Consider the following 13,093-nt stretch of genomic DNA (forward strand, 5'->3'; position numbering starts at 1 on the left):
CGCTTTTGCCGTGCGAGCACGATCCGCAGCCGCGGTATCAGGGACGGCGGTAGATGGTGATCGAGTGGCCTACTTCGTCGATCGCGCTGCTGCTGTCGATCAGCTCGGCCAGCGGGGCCGCTGCCGTGGCGACCGCGGAGTCCGACACGACGAGCAGTCCATGGACCTCTTGCGGAGGGACCGTCCGCGGGTCGGAGGCGTGGATGCCGTAGGAGGAGGGCTCGCCGCTGCCCTTGTAGATCAGCCAGACCTTGTCGTGCGGGTAGCGCTGCCGCAGGCGGTCGGCGAGCCGCCCCAGGTCCTGGCCCCAGTCGACGTTCGAGTCGTGCAGCCACAGGTGGGTCTTCGCGGACCCGCCGAACGCCTCGTTGGCATACGGCAGGTAGTACGGGTACGTGCTCAGCGAGCTGACGGCGGCGAACGCGACAAGTGACGCCGTCATGGCGTACGCCCACCGTCGCCGGACGGCGACCACGGCCGCCGCCGCGACGGAGAGGAAGAGCGGCACGAAGATCGCGTACCGGGTGCCGTAGTCGCGGGTGCCGGTCATGGCCGAGGCGAGCAGGACGGCCGCGGGAAGGAGCACGTACATGGCCGCGGGCCGCAGCCGCCGGATCGACATCGCCGCGGCACCGACCGCCCACAGAACGAGCATGCCGAGCGGCGTCTTCACCAGCAGGGCGGCCGGCAGGTAGTACCAGAGCGAACCGTAGTACATCCGGCCGTACAGGAAGCCGGCCCGTACGACCTCCTCCTTGCCGAACTGCATCAGCATCCCGTCCCGGTACTCGCGGGGCAACGGCAGCAGGTTGGCGGCAACGGCCCGCAGCCCGTGCACCTCGGGCATGTCGGCGGGCGGAGTCCAGTGCAGTCGCGGGTCGACGACGAGGTAGGAAGCCCACACCACGGCGACCGCGATCAGTGCCATCCCGGCCGCCGACGCGGCGCCGAGCGCGAGGGTGCGGGCCGTGCGGCGCCGGTCGCGTCCGGGCGTCCGCCGGGCGGCCAGGACGGACAGCACGGCGAGGAGGAGCACCACGGGAACAGCCGGCAACGTGTTCATCTTGGTGGCCAGGGCCGCGCCGAGTGCCGCCCCTGCCAGAGGCAGGTACACACCCGGCCGTCGGCGCGCCCGCCAGGTCAGCCACACCGACGTCAGCACGAAGCCCGCCGCGGGCAGGTCCAGGGTGGCCAGCGACCCATGGGTGATGACATCGGGCGAGAAGGCGTACAGGGCGAGCGCCGCCAGGGCACCCACGCGTCCGGTGAGGTCGTACGCGAACGCGCAGACGACCAGCCCGAACAGCAGCGTCAGCACGATCATCGGCAGGCGGGCCCACAGCATCAGCCGCTTCGGGTCGTTGCCGGACTCGAACAGCAGATGGCGTCCGAGCCTGCTCTGGTCGCCGGGGAAGCCGGGTTCGAGGTGCGGGCGGGCGACGGCCACTCCGGTCGCGATGATGAGTTTGCCCAGCGGCGGATGTTCCGCGTTGTACCGCAGGCTGTGCTCTTTCAGGTAGACCGTGGCTGTGCCGACGTACACCGGCTCGTCGATGGTCGGGGACTGCTCCACGGCCGTCGTGACCATCGCCACCGCCATCTGGGCGAGGAGCGCCACGACGGCGAGCGCGAACACCAGCCGGCGGTGCCGGCGCAGCGCCTCGAAGCGGTGCGGGAACCTTCGCGGGCGCCCGGTCGTCGTGGCGGAGCCGTTCACGTCGCGAGCCGGGGCCGGGGTGCGGACGGACGGCTGTATGTCCTGCCGAGTCATCGGGGTCCGTCCTGGTGGACGGACCCCGGGCAGGAGGAAGCTGTATGCGGCATTCGGAGAAACTATGGAGACTTCGTTAACCCCGCCGCAACACCTTGTCACGGAGCGGCATCGGCTCCGTCGTGTTCACTTCTTGCCCACCAGCTTCTTGAGCCTCGTCATCGTCGACACCTTCGGTTCGGCGTCGTACGCCTTCTTGAGCTGCTCGAAGTGGTCGGCGCGGGTCCGGCTCAGGTACTCGTCGTCCCGCAGCGTCTTGGCGATCGACCAGGCCCGCTTGTGCTGGCCGTCGTAGTGGGCGACGTAGGCCTTGGCGAGTTCGAGGACGGACTTGAAGGGGATGCCGCCGGTGTGGTCGCGGTCGACGCGGTCCTGAACGGCGGTCATCAGCGCCAGCTTCTCGTCGACCGTGAAGTCGTCCTCGGAGATCCGCTTCAGGACGTCCGCCGGGATCGGCTGGGTGACCTCGAAGGCGAGCGTGGAGCGGATCGGCGGACCCGCGATCTCGATGTAGGGCAGCAGAGCGCCGGTGCTGTAGTGCAGCCACGGCAGCCGCGGTCCGGCGAAGTCCTGGTGCAGGACGACCGAGCCGGGCTGCATGCGCGTCAGGAACCGCTCCGACACGCATTGGAACACCCGGGCCGTCTTGGCTATGTCGATGTGCAGGAATTCGACCGGGCTGGTGTCGTCCGGGTCGGAGGTCTGCCAGAGGTCGCCGGCGTGGATCTCCAGGAACGGCAGGAAGGGCTCGAGGCGGGCGCGGAAGTCGTTGAGGAAGGAATTGTCGTCCTCGGGCTTGTGCCCGGCGCTGAAGAACTTCTCCGTGGCGAAGGTGCCCTTGCCGACCCGGAAGAAGTCGTACGCGTGCAGCCGCCCCTTCTTCTCGTCGAAGGCCGGGTTCTCCTGCAGTCCCATCGCGAGTGCGTAGGTCGAGCCGCCGCCGCCGGAGCCCAGTTCGACGATCCGGTCCCTGCCGGTGAGGTGATGCCGCCCCACGAGGTACAGGAACTGCAGCTCCCACTTACTCACTTGGGTGTAGGGCAGATTGTCCGGCAGCTGGACACTGTCGAACATCGAGTAGAGCCGGCCGAGCTTCGTCATAGGTGCCTCACGGGATTGGATAGGCGGTGCCCGCGATCCTAGGGGCAGAGGCACCACCTATCCATAAAATCATTACGGAAAAGGAATGAAATCCCGGTTGTTGGTGTGGAGTTCACTCACGATTCGCTCAGCGTTTCACGGCTTTCTTCAGCGCCAGCGCCCGCCGTGCCACGCGGCGCATGGCGGCATTGCGCGGGATGAACCCCAGCTGGCCCGGTACGCCACCCGGCAGCGCCAGTGACGTCAGCCGCTTGCGCTTGAAATAGCGCAGCGTCTTTTCGTCGAGGTTCTCGGCGAGGTAGGCCTCGGTCTCCTGGCGCAGCCGCGGCAGGATCTTCGGCTGCATCGCGAAGCCCACCGCCCGCACCAGCGGACCCAGGACGTCGACGCTCATGCCCCGGCGCTGCTCGGTGACCGCGGCGCGGTCCGTCAGCTCCGGCAGCAGCGCGTCGACGACGGTGACCGGGACGCGGTTGCTGTTCTCGAACGGGGACAGCCGGTCCAGGAGCAGCTCCGTGCCCAGGCGGGCGACCGGCAGGCCGTACAGCGCGGACGCGGTGAGCAGCGCCGTGGAGAAGCAGCCGACGACCAGCGCGGGACGCATCCGCTGGTACAGCACCTCGGCCAGGACCGGGGTGTCCAGGACGGTCAGCTCGGCACCGAGCTTCTCCGCCTCCTGCTCCAGCTTGCGCGTGAAGCGGGCCGGCGCCGTCGGGTGCGGCTTGAACACGATCCTCGTGTGGCCGAGTGCGTGGGCACCCTTCAGCATGCGGACGTGGAGGTTCTCCTCGTCGTCGGCGCTGAGGATGCCGAGCGCGGAGAGGTACTGGCCGAGCAGCAGCGCCGGCTCCTCGATCTCCGGCAGTCCCTCGCCGCTGCCCACGAGTTCGGCCAGCACCTTGGTGAAGGCCGGGGTCGGCACGATCTCGCCCGCCACGCCGAACTCGGTGAGCAGCAGCGGCTTCAGTCCCGGCACGAGGTCGAGGTGGAGCACCCGGTTCACCCGGGTGCCGACCTGCGGGTCGATCTTGTTGCGGGTCGGGCCGTAGCTCATCAGGCCGTCCGCGTACACGGTCACCGGCGCGTCGACGAAGATCTGCGCGAGCGCGAGCGACGGGTTGACCTGGATCGACTCGACCGCGAACTCGACGTCGTCGCCGATCTTCCACTCCAGGCGCAGATACCGCTCCCAGAGCGGCATGTCCTCCGGCCGGGGGGCCCAGCCGCCGGGGTGGAAGGGAAAGATCGTCTCGTTGTACGACAGCACCTCGTCGAACCGGTCCCGCAGCCGCTCGAAGCCCGGCATCTCGTCCGGGCCCGGCGTCGTCTCGGGCGTCGCGGCGTTGTTGCAGACCAGCAGGATGCGGCGGTCGGCGGGACGGAAGAGGCCGGAGTCCAGGGCGGCGGCGAGCGTCGCCATGCCGTAGAGCGTGGACGCCTGGAAGATCTGGGTGGTCACGCGGCGACCCCCGGGGCGGCCGGCCGACGGCGCAGCCGGCGCAGCTTCGTGGCGCGCTGGAGGTCCATGGAATCCAGGGCCTCCTCCAGCACGTCCTGCGGCATGCGCTGCAGCGCCCCGGCACTCATGGATTTCAGCTTCTTCGCCACCGCGGGCTCGAACCTTTCGATGGATCCCAGATGATGGGAAATGATGGCGCAGTACGTGCGGACGGCCTTCGGCAGGAGGGTGTCCGCCTCCGGGTCCTGCGCGGTCTCCTCGATGACCTGGTCGAACGCCCGGATGAAATCGAGCTGCCGCACATCGCCGATCTGGGTGAGTGACGAGGCCACGCCCCGCCGGTAGAACACGCCGAGCAGGCTGACCGCGGCGAAGGATTCCGCCTCCCGGTGCAGCTTCCAGATCCACGGCCGGTCCTCCGCCGTGCGCAGCCCGTCGGTGAAGTGCAGCAGTCCCTTGTCCACCAGCCGGCGGTGGTAGACCCCCGCCCAGGCGTACGCGTAGTCGACCGAGGTCGACCGGTCGGCAGGCAGGATCGCCTCCCGCGGGTTCAGCACCACGTTGCGCGGGCCGACCGGCACCCGGTGCACGGTGCGCGCCCGTGCCGTGGTCTGTACATGGTCGGTGCGCAGGAAGTCACATCCCAGCGACTCGATTGCGGAGACCAGCTGTGGGTAGTAGCCGCGGGCGAGCCAGTCGTCGCCGTCCAGGAAGGTCACGTACTCACCGCGTGCCCGGTCGATGCCGGTGTTGCGTGCGGTGGCGAGCCCCCCGTTCTTCTCGTGTCTGACGTGGACCGCGCCTGGCAGCTCGCGTTCGGCGCGCGCCAGGATCTCGGGTGTCCCGTCGCTCGAGCAGTCGTCGACGAGAATGAATTCGAAGTCCTCACGCGCGTTGGCACTGAGGCTCCTCAGGGTGTCGGGCGCGTATTGCTGCACGTTGTAGAACGGCACGATGACGGAGAGCTTGACCACGCACTGGACGTTAGGGGGGCGCCCGTCATCAATCTTGACCGGTGCCTTGATGCCAGATGAACGACACGTGGCGAACCTGTGAACCAGGACTTTTTCGCACGTGTTCTCGGGCTGATTCGCTATTCGGAGATGTGCTGTTAACCGTTTGTTGTATTCGGGTTGGGCAGAACCTAGGAATGCCTTCCTAGCGTCTTCGACGTGCCAGCAAGTGCAACGAAGTCCCTGCGGGTCGCGGTCCTCGCGGATTCCGACACCCGGTGGAAGTGGGGCGCGCTCACCGCGAGCCGTATCGCCTCGAACGACTCCACCGTGCCGGACATACGCCTCGACGGCTACCTCCTGCGGGGCCGTGCCACCCCCACCGCCCGCCAGCTGCGGGAAGTCGGTGTCCACGCGGACTCGCTCCGCGAGGTGACCGCCGTGGAGTTCCTGCGCGCCATGGACCGTGAGGCCGAGGAGCAGTACGACGTGCTCGTCCTCGCCCTCGTCGGCGGTGGCGTGCAGGCCATGCTGCACGGCCTCCGGCACGTGTGGGGGGAGCGGGCCGAGCGCCCCGTCGTCGTCACCGGCTACGTCGGTGTCGTCTACGAGAAGCTCGCCGACGGACTCCTCCTGCGGCACGGGGCGGACATCGTCCTCGCCAACTCCCGCCAGGACGCGGACCGTTTCCGGGACGTGTACGAGGGCGTGGGCGCCGACGCCTCGTCGGTGACCGAGGTCGCGCTGCCGTTCCTCGGCGGCAAGCCCTACACCGGCGAACACGAGCCCTACACCGTCGTGTTCGCGGCCCAGCCCTCCGTCCCGGAGACCCGCAAGGACCGTACGTACCTGCTGAACCGGCTGATCGAGCACGCCCGCAAGCACCCCGAGCGCGAGGTGCTGCTCAAGCTGCGCTCCCGGCCGGGCGAACACACCACCCACATCGAGGAACTGCCGTACCAGAAGCTGGCGCAGGGCAAGGACCTGCCCGCCAACTTCAGCCTGGTGTACGGGCACATGGGCGAGGTCCTCGACCGCACCGACCTGCTCGTCACTGTCAGCTCGACGGCCGCGCTCGAGGCACTGCACCGCCGCGTCCCGACCGTCGTCCTCAGCGACCTCGGCATCCGCGAGGCGCTCGGCAACCACCACTTCGTGGGCTCCGGCTGCCTCGCCTCCTGGGACCAGCTCGACGCCGGACACCGCCCGGTACCCGACGAGCAGTGGGTGGCCCGGCAGGGCGTCGCCGCCGGGGGTACCCCCTCTGAGGGAGGTTCCTACGAGAGGGCCTTCGACGCGGCACGCGAGCGGATCACCGAGCTGCTCGCCCGGCCCGGCGGCCTGCCGCCCCTGAACCCCTACTACACGACCGAGACCGCGCCCGGCTATCTGCCGGGGATCCTCGCCCGCCACCATCTCGGTCCCGACGGTGCCCCGCTGCCCGGGGCGCCCGCCTCCGACAAGGCACCGGGACCGGTGCGCCAGATCGTCCGCCGCGCCGCACGCGGCGCCTACCGCCACGGCGTCCAGCGGGTGGCTCCCGTCATCCGCCGCATGGGAGAGCTGTGAGCGACCGGATCCCGCGTCAGTCGGCGCCTTCGCACGGAACTGGAGCAGTTGAGCCTATGAGCAACCCCGAAGCGGGTCACGGTGCCGAGGTGCGCCGCGTCCTCGCGGTGATCCCGGCCCGCGGCGGCTCCAAGGGCGTGCCTGCGAAGAACCTCGCCCCCGTCGGCGGCGTGCCCCTGGTGGCCCGCGCCGTGCGCGAGTGCCGCGCCTCCCGGCTGGTGACCGACGTCGTCGTCTCCACCGACGACCAGGCCATCGCCGCGGCCGCCCGCCAGGCCGGCGCCGAGGTCGTGCTGCGGCCCGCCGCCATCGCCGGCGACACCGCCACCTCCGAGGCCGCCGTCCTGCACGCCATGGACGCCCACGAGGCGCTGCACGGCGCCGCCGTGGACGTCGTCCTGCTCGTGCAGTGCACCAGCCCGTTCCTGGTCCGCGAGGACGTGGACGGGGTCGCGGCGGCCGTCGTCGAGAACGGCGCCGACACCGCGGTGACCGTTGCGCCCTTCCACGGCTTCGTCTGGCGCGACGCGGCCGACGACCCGGCGGTCGTCGACACCCAGGCCGCCAAGGCCGTCGGCGGAGCCGTCGCCGTTGCCAACTCGACGGTCACCGAGGGTGGTTACGGCGTCAACCACGACAAGTCGTTCCGCCCGCGCCGGCAGGACCGCCCCCAGGACCTGCTGGAGACCGGCGCCGCCTACGCGATGGACGCGGCCGGCTTCCGCGAGCACCGGCACCGCTTCTTCGGCCGTACGGAACTCGTCCGCACCGACCCCGCCCGGGTGCTGGAGATCGACGACCCGCACGATCTCGCCCGCGCCCGGGCCCTGGCCCCACTGTTCGACGCGGACCGCCCCGGCGCCCTCCCGGCCGCCGATGACATCGACGCGGTCGTCCTCGACTTCGACGGCACCCAGACCGACGACAGGGTGCTGATCGACGCCGATGGAAAGGAGTTCGTCTCCGTGCACCGCGGGGACGGTCTCGGCATCGCGGCCCTCCGCAGGAGCGGCCTGAAGATGCTCGTCCTGTCCACGGAACAGAACCCGGTCGTCGCCGCCCGGGCCCGGAAGCTCAAGATCCCGGTCCTGCACGGCATCGACCGCAAGGACCTCGCCCTCAAGCAGTGGTGCGAGGAGCAGGGCATCGCGCCTGAGCGCGTGCTCTATGTCGGCAACGACGTCAATGACCTCCCGTGCTTCGCCCTCGTCGGCTGGCCCGTGGCGGTCGCGAGCGCCCACGACGTCGTGCGCGGCGCCGCACGCGCGGTCACCACCGTCCCCGGCGGCGACGGCGCGATCCGAGAGATCGCCAGCTGGATCCTCGGCCCCTCTCTCGATTCCCTCACCAAGTAAGGACATCTTCTGCCATGAGCACCAACTCCCGTCTGCGTACGTTCGGTTCCCGTGAGGTCGGCCCCGGCCGCCCCGTCTACGTCTGCGGCGAGATCGGCATCAACCACAACGGTGAGCTCGAGAACGCCTTCAAGCTGATCGACGTGGCCGCCGAGGCCGGCTGCGACGCCGTCAAGTTCCAGAAGCGCACCCCCGAGATCTGCACCCCGCGCGACCAGTGGGACATCGAGCGCGACACCCCCTGGGGCCGGATGACCTACATCGACTACCGCCACCGCGTGGAGTTCGGTGAGGACGAGTACCGCCAGATCGACGAGTACTGCAAGGAGAAGGGGATCGACTGGTTCGCCTCCCCGTGGGACACCGAGGCCGTCGCCTTCCTCGAGAAGTTCGACGTCCCGGCCCACAAGGTCGCGTCCGCGTCCCTCACCGACGACGAGCTGCTGAAGGCGCTGCGCGCCACCGGCCGCGCGGTCATCCTCTCCACCGGCATGTCGACCCCGAAGCAGATCCGCCACGCGGTCGAGGTCCTGGGCAGCGACAACATCCTCATGTGCCACGCCACCTCCACCTACCCGGCCAAGGCCGAGGAGCTGAACCTCCGCGTGATCAACACGCTGGAGAAGGAGTTCCCGAACGTCCCGATCGGCTACTCCGGCCACGAGACGGGCCTGCAGACCACCCTCGCCGCGGTCGCGCTCGGGGCGACCTTCGTCGAGCGTCACATCACCCTCGACCGCGCCATGTGGGGATCCGACCAGGCCGCCTCCGTCGAGCCGCAGGGCCTGCAGCGCCTGGTGCGCGACATCCGCATCATCGAGGCCTCCCTGGGCGACGGCGTCAAGAAGGTCTACGACTCCGAGCTCGGCCCGATGAAGAAGCTGCGCCGCGTCGCCGGTGTCGTCGCCGAGGCGGAGATCGCGGCCGCGGCCGGCGAGCCGGTCACGGTCTGAGCGTCCTCATCCACACCGCCTTACGACGACGGGACGGTCGTACGTCGATGAGCCCCCGCGCCGGTCACGCCGGCACCACCCCCCACACCCTCGCCTTCGTCGAGAGCCCGGTACAGCTGCTCAACGTACTGGAGTGGGCGCACGTCCATGCCCTGCGAGGGGCGGAGCCGGCCGACACGGACGGGCCGGGGGGCTCGTCCGGCGCCGGGATGCCGGGTGGCTCGTCCGGCGCGCGGGGGGCGGGCGCCGGACTCACCGTCGTGGTGCTGTCCCCGACCGACCCCATGACACGCGGCCAGCTGCGCCGCATGGCCGACCTGGCCCGGGACGAGGGGTACCAGGTCCGCTGGGAGGAGGCGCGGGGCGGCACGACCGCGCCCTTCCACACCATCGGCGGACTCGCCGGAAAACTGCGCCGGGCCGACCGGATCGTCATGGGCGACCCGTTCTCCCGCTATGTGCAGCTGCTGCTGACGATCACCCGGGCCAAGGACCTGGTGGTCGTCGACGACGGCACGGCGACGATGGAGTTCGTCTCCCAGCTCGCCCGCGGTGAGCGACTCGTGCGCTGGCACCGCAAGGGCGGGCGCCCGGGTGCGCGCGACCTGCTGTTCGCGCCCGTCTCGTCCTCGGCCCGGCGCCGGCTCACCCCCAAGGGCGGGCGCCGGGTGGAGGTGTTCTCGTCCATGCCGATGGACCGGACGCCCGACGGCGTCACGGTGACCCCCAACGACTTCGGCTGGACCCGCGCCCGCTTCGGGCCGCCGCGCATCACCAAGGGCGCGGACATGGTGGGCACGTCCCTCGTGGAGACCGGGGTGGTGGACGGCGAGCGGTATCTGGAGGCCGTCCAGCGCCTGGCCAAGGCCCACGGGGCGACGCGCTACTTCGCCCACCGCCGCGAGAGCACGGAGAAACTCCACCGGCTCGCGGCACAGACGGGACTGGAGATCGTACGGCCCGACCTGCCGCTCGAGCTGATCGCGCGGCGCGGCCCCATCGGGCGTACGGTGCTCAGCTTCCCGTCGACGGTCGTCCACACGCTGCCGCTCGCGCTGGCCGGCACCGGGGTCCGGGTCGCGGTGTGCGACATCGACCCCGGTTGGCTCACGGAGACCGCCTCGCCCCGGGCCCAGGGCTTCCTGTCCGGGGTGACGGGGACGGCCCGGGACGTGCATCGGCTGGCGGCGGTGGGACTGGGCTAGTGCTGCGACCGGAAGGGTTCACCGGCTCGCGACGCCCGGCACGGCACCTCGCGGCGTTGTCGCCTCACCCGAGTACATCCAGTACGCGGGTGACGCTCCGCCTTGCGATGCACCGCACCGGACGCCGCGAGCTTCCCGGCAAACCTTCCCGGCCACAGCACTAGGGCTGCTCCGCGGGGCCCTGTGCGGGAGCCGGATCCTGTCCGGAATCCTGTGCGGGGCCCTGTTCCGGTTTCTGGGCGAGGACGAAGGCGCGGGGGATCGTCTCCTCGCCGCGGGGGTCGCGCCGGATCCTCGTGTACGGCTCCAGGCCCGCCTTGCGGAGGTGGGCCGCGATCGTCTCCGGGGTGCGGAAGTAGTAGTCGAGGCCGATCTCGTGGCCGAAGCGCTCGGCGAGGTGCCGGTGCCCGTCCTCGTCGGCCGTCTGGAAGGCCAGCAGGACGTGGCCGCCGGGGACGAGCGTGCGGTGGAACTCCGCGAACGCCGTCGGCAGGTGGTCCTCCGGGAGGTGGATCGTCGAGTAGAGCGCGAGGATGCCGCCCAGGGTCTCGTCCGGGAGGTCCAGGTCGGTCATCGACCCCACGTGGAAGCGCAGCTCGGGGTGCGCCTCGCGGGCGAGGGCGGCCATGCCCGGCGAGACGTCGATCCCGAACACGGGCACACCGAGTGCGTGCAGCCGGGCGGCGATGTAACCGGGGCCGCTGCCGAGGTCGGCGACGGGAGCGGTGGAGTTGGCCGTGACCAGCTCCGCGAAGATGTTGATCAGATTCCGGTCGAGCGGGTGGTGGGCCAGACCGTCGGGGTGAAGGGCCGTGTACTCCTTGGCGATGGTGTCGTACGACGTGCTGGTGGTTCTGAGGAAGTCCGTGGTCGCGTCGGTCACGGCGGGGGACGTTACCGGGGCCGGGGCGGAGACGGGCGCTTCTTCGCCAGTCGGTCAGGTGGGCGCCGCCCGCTGCCCGGCCGTCGCCGTCGGACGAGAAGCCGCACGTGAACATCCCAGGTGATGGCACAGACGCGCCGATCACCTGGCGGCAGCCGCCCCGTCGGGTTTCGATGGGTGGACAGGTCCACTGGGGCTCGGGGGCGGCGTGGTATCCGTTGAGGCGGGTACCGGGGTGCGCTCGGGTGGCGCTTCGGAGATTTCCGTGATCGACTCGGTCGGAAGTCGGACGAGTTTACCCATCCCAGCTCATAGCCATGCGTCCGGTGGTCAGATTTTCTTCCCCTAACGGGCTGAAGTTTTGTTGATCGCGGGGCAGTTGACCGTTCCGGCGTCCTACCCTTCAGAGGGTGAACCAATTGATGTCCCCAGAGTCCGAGGCCGATCTCCCCGGGGAAGCCGTGCTCCCCGGCGTGCTCAGCGACGCGCTGCACGCCGAACTCGTCGCGTTCCGTCGCGACTTGCACATGCACCCTGAGCTCGGCAACCAGGAGTTCCGTACGACCGCCGCCATCAAGGCGCGGCTCGAGCAGGCCGGGCTCAAGCCCCGTGTCCTCGCCCTCGGAACCGGGCTCGTATGTGACATCGGTGGGGACATCGGCAGCGAGGGGGGAGACGCCGTCAGCGGGGGCGTCCTCGCCCTGCGGGCCGATATCGACGCTCTGCCCATTCCGGACACGAAGAGTGAGTGCTCCTACCGGTCCACCGTGCCCGATCGGGCGCATGCCTGCGGGCACGACGTGCATACGGCCGTCGTGCTGGGCGCCGGGCTCGTGCTCGCCGAACTGCACAAGCAGGGGCTGCTGCCCCGGCCCGTGCGGCTGCTGTTCCAGCCCGCCGAGGAGGTGCTGCCCGGGGGCGCCACCGACGCCATCGAGTGCGGTGTGCTCGACGGGGTGGGGCGGATCATCGCCGTGCACTGCGACCCCCGGGTGGACGCCGGGAAGATCGGGCTGCGGCAGGGGGCGATCACGAGTGCGTGTGACCGTCTTGAGGTCGCGCTGGACGGGCCCGGTGGGCACACCGCACGGCCGCATCTCACCACCGATCTCGTCACCGCGGCTGCTCGCGTCGCCACCGACGTGCCCGCAGTCGTCGCCCGGCGCGTGGACAGCCGGAGCGGGCTCGCCGTCACCTGGGGGCGGATCGAGTCGGGGCACGCGCCGAACGTGATCCCGCAGCACGCCGAGCTGTCCGGAACCGTGCGGTGCCTGGACCTGGAGGCCTGGCGCACGGCTCCCGACGTGGTGCACGCGGCCATCGACGAGGTCGCGACCCTGCACCGGGCCAAGTCGCAGATCACGTATGTGCGGGGCGTGCCGCCCGTGGTGAACGACCCGGCGGTCACCGAGTTGCTGCGGGACGCCATGATGGCCCGGCGCGGTGTGGACTCCGTCGAGGGGACCGAGCAGAGCCTCGGCGGCGAGGACTTCTCCTGGTATCTGGAGCATGTGCCGGGCGCGCTGGCCCGGCTCGGTGTGCGGCCGCCGGGCGAGTGTACGGTGCGGGATCTGCACCAGGGTGACTTCGACGCCGACGAGCGCGCCATCACGGTCGGCGTGGAGCTGTTCACCGCCGCCGCGCTTCTTGACGCGCAGAGGTAAGGAGCAGGGGGAGGGGCGCCGGTTGGTGCCCCTTCGCCCGCTTGTGTCACCCGTGCGTAACCCGGGGCGGACGGTTGTAACGCGGGGGCGGCACGAATCGATAACGGCAGGGAGAAATCCTGTTCCCCTCCTCTTCTACGCGCGTTACTGTGCGCCGAAATGGCCACCAGAGGCGGCACA

The 13,093-nt window shown here is 70.3% G+C and carries 10 protein-coding genes; 5 read left to right on the plus strand and 5 right to left on the minus strand.

Translation table 11 applies throughout. From position 1 onward, the window contains the following. Window positions 1–37: 37 nt before the first annotated feature. From IEZ19_RS17315 to IEZ19_RS17330, 4 genes are all read right to left on the minus strand, one after another. Entirely contained in the window at window positions 38–1,771 is a 1,734-nt protein-coding gene (locus IEZ19_RS17315) for a phospholipid carrier-dependent glycosyltransferase (protein WP_189312075.1), read from the minus strand. A gap of 126 nt (window positions 1,772–1,897) precedes the next feature. Then, window positions 1,898–2,872 (minus strand): class I SAM-dependent methyltransferase, encoded by a 975-nt coding sequence (locus IEZ19_RS17320; protein ID WP_189312076.1) that lies wholly within the window; start codon window positions 2,870–2,872, stop codon window positions 1,898–1,900. 127 nt (window positions 2,873–2,999) lie between these two features. Further along, the gene (locus IEZ19_RS17325) at window positions 3,000–4,331 is read right to left on the minus strand and encodes an alpha-2,8-polysialyltransferase family protein (protein WP_189312077.1); all 1,332 of its coding nucleotides are present in this window, start codon (window positions 4,329–4,331) and stop codon (window positions 3,000–3,002) included. After that, entirely contained in the window at window positions 4,328–5,305 is a 978-nt protein-coding gene (locus IEZ19_RS17330; RefSeq protein ID WP_189312078.1) for a glycosyltransferase family 2 protein, read from the minus strand. Before IEZ19_RS17330 ends, IEZ19_RS17325 begins: the two co-directional genes overlap by 4 nt. 198 nt (window positions 5,306–5,503) lie before the next feature. On the opposite strand from IEZ19_RS17330, the gene IEZ19_RS17335 reads away from it, so the two are divergent. Genes IEZ19_RS17335 through IEZ19_RS17350 form a run of 4 tightly spaced genes read left to right on the plus strand, consistent with a single transcriptional unit; the run spans window position 5,504 to window position 10,366 of the window. Continuing rightward, a complete protein-coding gene (locus IEZ19_RS17335) occupies window positions 5,504–6,853 on the plus strand; it encodes a DUF6716 putative glycosyltransferase (RefSeq protein WP_189312079.1) in 1,350 nt (449 codons plus the stop codon). Between the two features lie 56 nt (window positions 6,854–6,909). Then, a complete protein-coding gene (locus tag IEZ19_RS17340) occupies window positions 6,910–8,208 on the plus strand; it encodes an N-acylneuraminate cytidylyltransferase (RefSeq protein ID WP_189312080.1) in 1,299 nt (432 codons plus the stop codon). A 14-nt stretch (window positions 8,209–8,222) separates the two neighbouring features. Further along, window positions 8,223–9,161 (plus strand): N-acetylneuraminate synthase family protein, encoded by a 939-nt coding sequence (locus IEZ19_RS17345; RefSeq protein ID WP_189312081.1) that lies wholly within the window; start codon window positions 8,223–8,225, stop codon window positions 9,159–9,161. Between the two features lie 47 nt (window positions 9,162–9,208). Then, window positions 9,209–10,366 (plus strand): hypothetical protein, encoded by a 1,158-nt coding sequence (locus IEZ19_RS17350; protein ID WP_189312082.1) that lies wholly within the window; start codon window positions 9,209–9,211, stop codon window positions 10,364–10,366. 160 nt (window positions 10,367–10,526) lie between these two features. On the opposite strand, the gene IEZ19_RS17355 is transcribed toward IEZ19_RS17350, so the two are convergent. Beyond that, window positions 10,527–11,249: a class I SAM-dependent methyltransferase gene (locus tag IEZ19_RS17355; protein WP_189312083.1), complete on the minus strand. Its 723-nt coding sequence runs from the start codon at window positions 11,247–11,249 to the stop codon at window positions 10,527–10,529. A 422-nt stretch (window positions 11,250–11,671) separates the two neighbouring features. On the opposite strand from IEZ19_RS17355, the gene IEZ19_RS17360 reads away from it, so the two are divergent. Next, on the plus strand, window positions 11,672–12,913 hold the full coding sequence (locus tag IEZ19_RS17360; protein ID WP_189312084.1) for a M20 family metallopeptidase: 1,242 nt from the start codon (window positions 11,672–11,674) through the stop codon (window positions 12,911–12,913). Window positions 12,914–13,093 lie beyond the last annotated feature (180 nt).

The sequence above is a fragment of the Streptomyces brasiliensis genome (assembly GCF_014647875.1).
Taxonomy (GTDB): Bacteria; Actinomycetota; Actinomycetes; order Streptomycetales; family Streptomycetaceae; genus Streptomyces; species Streptomyces brasiliensis.

Excerpts from the sequence above, each read along its gene's own strand:
- IEZ19_RS17345 (WP_189312081.1), top strand. The coding sequence starts at position 8,223 with ATGAGCACCAACTCCCGTCTGCGTACGTTCGGTTCCCGTGAGGTCGGC.
- IEZ19_RS17360 (WP_189312084.1), top strand. The coding sequence starts at position 11,672 with ATGTCCCCAGAGTCCGAGGCCGATCTCCCCGGGGAAGCCGTGCTCCCC.
- IEZ19_RS17315 (WP_189312075.1), bottom strand. The coding sequence starts at position 1,771 with ATGACTCGGCAGGACATACAGCCGTCCGTCCGCACCCCGGCCCCGGCT.
- IEZ19_RS17350 (WP_189312082.1), top strand. The coding sequence starts at position 9,209 with ATGAGCCCCCGCGCCGGTCACGCCGGCACCACCCCCCACACCCTCGCC.
- IEZ19_RS17340 (WP_189312080.1), top strand. The coding sequence starts at position 6,910 with ATGAGCAACCCCGAAGCGGGTCACGGTGCCGAGGTGCGCCGCGTCCTC.
- IEZ19_RS17320 (WP_189312076.1), bottom strand. The coding sequence starts at position 2,872 with ATGACGAAGCTCGGCCGGCTCTACTCGATGTTCGACAGTGTCCAGCTG.